The 5,928-nt window shown below is 68.6% G+C and carries 5 protein-coding genes; 4 read left to right on the forward strand and 1 reads right to left on the reverse strand.

Translation table 11 applies throughout. The annotated features are described in order from the left end of the window. A partial coding sequence (locus EES43_RS20305) for a GntR family transcriptional regulator (RefSeq protein WP_164493344.1) occupies positions 1 to 752 on the reverse strand: 752 nt, incomplete at its 3' end. 279 nt (positions 753 to 1,031) lie between these two features. Here EES43_RS20305 and EES43_RS20310 point away from each other — a divergent pair. The 4 genes from EES43_RS20310 to EES43_RS20325 all read left to right on the forward strand — a co-directional run bounded on the left by EES43_RS20310 (position 1,032) and on the right by EES43_RS20325 (position 5,860). Further along, positions 1,032 to 2,330 carry a sugar ABC transporter substrate-binding protein gene (locus tag EES43_RS20310; protein WP_124270028.1) on the forward strand — a complete coding sequence of 433 codons (1,299 nt, stop codon included), beginning with the start codon at positions 1,032 to 1,034 and terminating at the stop codon, positions 2,328 to 2,330. A gap of 131 nt (positions 2,331 to 2,461) precedes the next feature. Continuing rightward, positions 2,462 to 3,466: a carbohydrate ABC transporter permease gene (locus EES43_RS20315; protein WP_124270029.1), complete on the forward strand. Its 1,005-nt coding sequence runs from the start codon at positions 2,462 to 2,464 to the stop codon at positions 3,464 to 3,466. Further along, positions 3,463 to 4,323, forward strand: a complete 861-nt coding sequence (locus EES43_RS20320; RefSeq protein ID WP_124270030.1) for a carbohydrate ABC transporter permease — start codon at positions 3,463 to 3,465, stop codon at positions 4,321 to 4,323. The genes EES43_RS20315 and EES43_RS20320 overlap by 4 nt, the downstream gene beginning before the upstream one ends. Positions 4,324 to 4,330: 7 nt before the next feature. Next, a complete protein-coding gene (locus tag EES43_RS20325) occupies positions 4,331 to 5,860 on the forward strand; it encodes a glycoside hydrolase family 3 protein (protein ID WP_124270031.1) in 1,530 nt (509 codons plus the stop codon). Positions 5,861 to 5,928 lie beyond the last annotated feature (68 nt).

A 5,928-nucleotide genomic window follows, 5' to 3' on the forward strand; every position in this document is an offset into this window, starting at 1 on the left:
CGCTTCAGGCGTGCCACGAACTTGTACCGGTCGCCCCGGTAGACCGACCGCACCCACTCCACCGGTTCGCCCTGGCCGTCGATCGAGTGGCGGGAGAGCATCAGCATCGGCAGGCCCACGTCCGTACCGAGCAGACCGGCCTCGCGCGGAGTGGCGAGCGAGGTCTCGATGGTCTCCTCGGCCTCGGCGAGCCGCACGTCGTACACCTCGGCGAGCGCGGTGTAGAGCGAGGTGTACTTCACCAGCGAACGGCGCAGCGCCGGGAAGCGCTTGGCCGAGAGGTGGGTGGTCTCGATGGCCATCGGCTCCCCGCTGGCGAGCCGCAGGCGCTCGATTCGCAGGACCCGCCCGCCGGTCGAGATGTCCAGCAGGCCGGCCAGCGTGTCGTCCGCCGTGACATAGCCGATGTCCAGCAACTGGGACGTCGGCTCCAGGCCCTGGGCCCGCATGTCCTCGGTGTACGAGGTCAGTTGGAGGGCCTGGGAGACCTTCGGCTTGGCGACGAAGGTCCCCTTGCCCTGGATGCGTTCCAGCCGGCCCTCGACGACCAGCTCCTGGAGGGCCTGGCGCACGGTGGTGCGCGAGGTGTCGAACTCCGCGGCCAGGGTGCGTTCGGGCGGCACCGGGGTGCCGGGTGGCAACGTGTCCGTCATGTCGAGGAGATGACGCTTGAGCCGGTAGTACTTCGGTACGCGCGCCGTGCGCGTCCCGGTCCCGCTCTCGCTCCCCGTACTGCCCCCTTCGGCGCCCATGGTCCGCCTTCCCGCCTGCTGCGTTGCTGCCGTCACCGGCTCCTCCGTCTGTCGCGGCTCACATGGTGGCACGGTCCGGTCACGGGTCGTCGCCCTCCCTTAGGTGTCGGTCCTATAACGGACGCGAGTGCACTTCTTATACACCCTTGACACCCCTAAAGGTCTAGGCCAAGCTCCCGGTACTGGTCTAAACCATTAAAGACCAGGTCCAGCCCCAGCAGAACTCGTCGAATGTCTTCGCGGTGGGTGGGGTTGCAGCATCCCTGAGGAGGGTTTGGCGTGAAGCGCAAGCTCATCGCGGCGATCGGCGTCGCGGGCATGTTGGTTTCTCTCGCGGCATGCGGTTCCGACGACAAGGCATCGTCGCAGGACCCCGAGGACCGCAAGGAAACCCTGACCGTCTGGCTCATGGGCGAGGCCCAGTCCACCTGGCCCGAACTGGTCAAGGACGTCAACGCCGAGTTCAACAAGAAGTACCCGGGCGTCACCGTCAAGGTTCAATACCAGCAGTGGGCCGACAAGGTCAAGAAGCTTGACACCTCCCTCGGTGGCGACAAATTCCCGGATGTCGTCGAACTCGGCAACACCGAGACCATGCAGTACATCCTCAATGGTGCGCTCGGCGAAATCGACCCCGAGAAGTACGAGAACTCCGACACCTGGATCAAGGGTCTGAAGGACACCTGCTCCTTCGAGGGCAAGACCTACTGCGTCCCGTACTACGCCAGCGCCCGACTGGCCGTCTACAACAAGGACATGCTGAAGGCCGGCACCGGCAGCGACACGCTCCCGCAGACCGAGGACGAGTTCCTGGCGGCCATGGACAAGGTCGCCGCCGAACTGGGCAAGAAGGACAAGCGCGCCTCCTCCCTCTACTTCCCCGGCCGTTACTGGTACGCCGCGATGTCCTACGTCGCCGCCTACGGCGGGCAGATAGCCGAGTACGACGAGGGCGGCAAGAAGTGGAAGGCCACCCTCTCCACGCCCGAGGCGCAGAAGGGCATCCAGCACTTCGCCGACCTGGTCAAGAAGTACAACAAGGCCGACCAGACGAAGGACGAGCAGGACCACGCCAACGTCATGGCCAACGAGAAGGCCGCGGTCATCTACGGCCAGGCGTGGGAGGCCGGCAGCGTCACCACGGGCGAGAACGGCAACCCGAAGCTGGAAGGCAGGATCGCCACGGCCGGTATGCCCGGCCCCGAGGGCAAGGCCCTCCCGTCCTTCATCGGCGGCTCGGACCTCGCGACCATCTCCAAGTCGAAGGTCCAGGACCTCGGCGAGGAATGGATCTCCCTCTTCACCAACGCGAAGTCCATGGAGGTCCTCGCGTCGAAGAACATCCTCCCCAACAACGAGAAGCAGCTCGAACCGCTGAAGGCCAAGCCGGAGACCGCCGCCATCGCCAACGCGGTGCCGGACGCCTGGTTCACGCCGATCGCGCCGGGCTGGGCCTCCGTGGAGAAGGAGGAGGTCCTCCAGAACATGCTCCTGGAGATCGTCAAGGGCGCCTCGGTCGCCGACGCCGCCAAGAAGGCCGACGGCAAGATCGACGCGCTGATCAACAAGGAATCCTGACCTTCCGATCGCCGGGCGGGGCCCGGCGCCAGTGCCGGGCCCCGCTCCTTTCCCGCCTTTCCCGCCTTTCCAGCAAGTGAACGCCGTGAATTCCGGGGCCCGCCCCGGACCCGCGATGGAAGGTCAGCCACGTGTCTGCCGCTGATACCAAGGCCGTCGGGCCGCCGGTCCCCGCACCACCCGACCCGCAGCCGATCGGGAAACCGCCCCTCGACGACGTGCCCCGGGTGCAGAAGAGGAAGCGGAAGAAGGGCGAACTCCTGCCCTACCTCCTGATCCTCCCGGCGATCGTGGCGATCGCCGCCGTCTACCTCTACCCGCTCGGCAAGACGGTCATCATGTCCTTCCAGGACATGGGCCGCCGCGAGCTGTGGAGCGGGGAACCCGCCCCCTGGGTCGGGTTCGAGCAGTTCACCAACATCCTCGGCGACTCCGAGTTCTGGTGGGTCACCTTCCGCACGGTCGTCTTCATGGCCATCTGCGTGACGCTGACCATGGCCATCGGACTGCTGGTCGCCCTGCTCATGCGCCGGCTCTCCACCTGGGTCCGGCTCGTCCTCACCGCCTGCCTCATCGCGGCCTGGTCGATGCCGCTCATGGTCGCCGCGTCGATCTTCCGGTTCATGGCCGACTCCGACTACGGGCTGATCAACACCCTGATCGCCGAGGTCGTCGGCGAGGACTGGCTCGGCCACAACTGGTACCTCGACCCGATCCAGGGCTTCGGCATCATCACCCTGCTCGTCGTCTGGGGCGCGATCCCGTTCGTCGTCGTCACCCTGTACGCCGCCCTCACCCAGGTCCCCCAGGAACTGGAGGAGGCCGCGGCCCTCGACGGCGCCGGCGCGTACGGCGTCTACAAGTTCGTCACCTGGCCGGTCATCAAGCCGGTCTTCACCATGGTCGCCACCCTCTCGGTGATCTGGGACTTCAACGTCTTCGGCCAGATCTGGCTGCTGCGCGGCAACAAGCCCGAGCCGGAGTACGAGACCCTCGGCCTCTACTCCTACTCCAAGGCGTTCGAGTCCACCTCCTTCAGCCAGGGCACCGCGATCGCCCTGATCACGGTGCTGCTGCTGTCCGGCGTGGCCGTGTACTACCTGCGCCAGCTCATGAAGACGGGAGAGGTCGAATGAGCAGCCCGACCGAAACACAGGCGCTGCGCCCCGACCGCAGGAAGAGCCGGCTCCACTTCGACCTGCTCGGCCTCGGCGTCGCCCTGGTCATGGTCTTCCCGGTCTACTGGCTCGTCGTCAGCGCCCTGCGGCCCAACCGGGAGATCCGCAGCTACGACCAGACCCTGTGGCCCTCGTCGATCACCTTCGACAACTTCGTCCGCGCCACCGAGCAGCCGAACTTCGCGACCGCCATCCAGTCCAGCCTGATCGTCGCCGTGACCGCGGTGGTCGGCGGCATGGTCATCGCGACGCTGGCGGCCCTGGCCATCGGCCGGTTCCGCTTCTTCGGCCGCAAGGCCCTGGTCCTGATCATGATCCTGGTCCAGATGCTGCCGCCGACGGCGATGCTCATCCCGATCTACGCCCAGCTCAACGCCATGGGCGGGATCGACGAGTACTGGGGCCTGATCGTCGTCTACCTGGTCTCCACCCTGCCCTTCGCCACGATCATGATCCGCGGCTTCGTGGTGAACATCCCGGTGGAGCTGGAGGAGTCCGCGATGGTGGACGGCTGCACCCGCTTCGGCGCCTTCCGCCGCGTGATCTTCCCGCTGCTCGCCCCCGGGCTGGCCGCCGCGTCGATCTTCGCCCTGGTCAACGCGTGGAACGAATACCTCTTCGCGTACATCCTGATCAACGACAACTCCAAGTACACGCTCAACGTATGGCTCATGACGTTCACGACCGAACGCGGCACGGACTACGGCGCGCTCATGGCGGCGTCGACCATGATCGCCCTCCCGGTCGTCGTGTTCTTCATGATCATCCAGAAGAAGATGGCCGCGGGTCTCACTTCCGGCGCTGTGAAGGGATAGCGGGCTCATGACCACCCTCGTCTCCACCACGGACACCCTGACGCGCGACGCGCTCGCGGTGCTCCAGCCCGGGTTCACCGGGACCACCGCCCCCGACTGGCTGCTGCGCCGCCTCGGCGAAGGGCTCACCTCCGTCGGGCTGTTCGGCCGCAACATCACCTCGCCCGAGCAGCTCTCCGCCCTCACGGCGCGGCTGCGCGCGGAGCGCGACGACGTCCTCGTCGCGATCGACGAGGAGGGCGGCGACGTGACCCGGCTGGAGGTCACCAACGGCTCCTCCTTCCCGGGCAACTTCGCCCTCGGCTCCGTGGACGACGTCCACCTCACCCGGGCCGTCGCCCAGGAACTGGGCCGCCGGCTCGCGGAGTGCGGCGTCAACCTCAACTGGGCGCCGTCCGCCGACGTCAACTCCAACCCGGCCAACCCGGTCATCGGCGTGCGCTCCTTCGGCGCGGACCCCCGGCTGGTCGCCCGGCACACCGCCGCGTACGTCGAGGGCATGCAGGCCGCCGGCGTGGCCGCCTGCACCAAGCACTTCCCCGGGCACGGCGACACGGCGGTCGACTCGCACCACGCGATGCCCCGCATCGACGTCGACCTCGCCACGCTGCACGCCCGTGAGCTGGTGCCTTTCCGGGCGGCCATCGCGGCGGGTTCCAAATCGGTGATGAGCGCGCATATCCTGCTTCCCGCACTCGACCCGGACCACCCGGCCACGCTCAGCCCGCAGATCCTCACCGGGCTGTTGCGCGGGGAGATGGGCTACGACGGCCTGATCGTCACCGACGGCATGGAGATGGACGCCATCTCCAAGACGTACGGCATCGAGCGCGGGTCCGTCCTCGCGATCGCCGCGGGCGCGGACGCGATCTGCGTCGGCGGCGGGCTGGCCGACGAGGAGACGGTGCTGCGGCTGCGCGACGCGCTGGTCGCGGCCGTACGCGGCGGAGAACTGGCCGAGGAGCGGCTCGCGGACGCAGCCGCCCGTGTACGAGCCCTCGCGTCCTGGACGCAGGGGGCCAGGGGGGACGTCCCGGAGCCGGGCGCGGAAGTGCAGGAGGGGACCGCGCCCGGCACCGGAGTCAGCTCCGACATCGGCCTGGTCGCCGCCCGGCGCGCGGTGCGGGTGACCGGGGACGGCGACCTGCTGACGGAGGCGGCCTACGTCGCCGCGTTCACCCCGGTCGCGAACATCGCGGTCGGCGCCGAGACGCCGTGGGGCATCGCGGCCGACCTGAGCCGGATCCTGCCCGGGACGGGCACGGACACCTACGACGGCGAAAGCCCCGGCACGGCGGCGGCGGTGGTGAGGGCCGCGGGGGAGCGGCGCGTCGTCGCCGTGGTCCGCGACGTGCACCGGCACGCCTGGATGGCCGAAGCGCTCGACGAACTCCTGGCGGCCCGCCCGGACACGATCGTCGTCGAGATGGGCCTGCCCCGCGCGGAGCCCCGGGGCGCCCTGCACGTGGCCACCCACGGGGCGGCACGCGTCTGCGGCCTGGCGGCGGCGGAGGCGATCACCGGCACGACGGCCTGACCGACCGCGGACCGACGGCGTCGAGCCCGTCCGGCGATCGAGGGACGACCTCTCGCCGGACGGGAGGC

Source organism: Streptomyces sp. ADI96-02 (assembly GCF_003846185.1).
In the GTDB taxonomy this organism is placed as follows: Bacteria; Actinomycetota; Actinomycetes; order Streptomycetales; family Streptomycetaceae; genus Streptomyces.

Bases quoted from the DNA above. Each gene is read 5' to 3' on its own strand.
- EES43_RS20325 (WP_124270031.1), top strand. From the start codon at position 4,331: ATGACCACCCTCGTCTCCACCACGGACACCCTGACGCGCGACGCGCTC.
- EES43_RS20320 (WP_124270030.1), top strand. From the start codon at position 3,463: ATGAGCAGCCCGACCGAAACACAGGCGCTGCGCCCCGACCGCAGGAAG.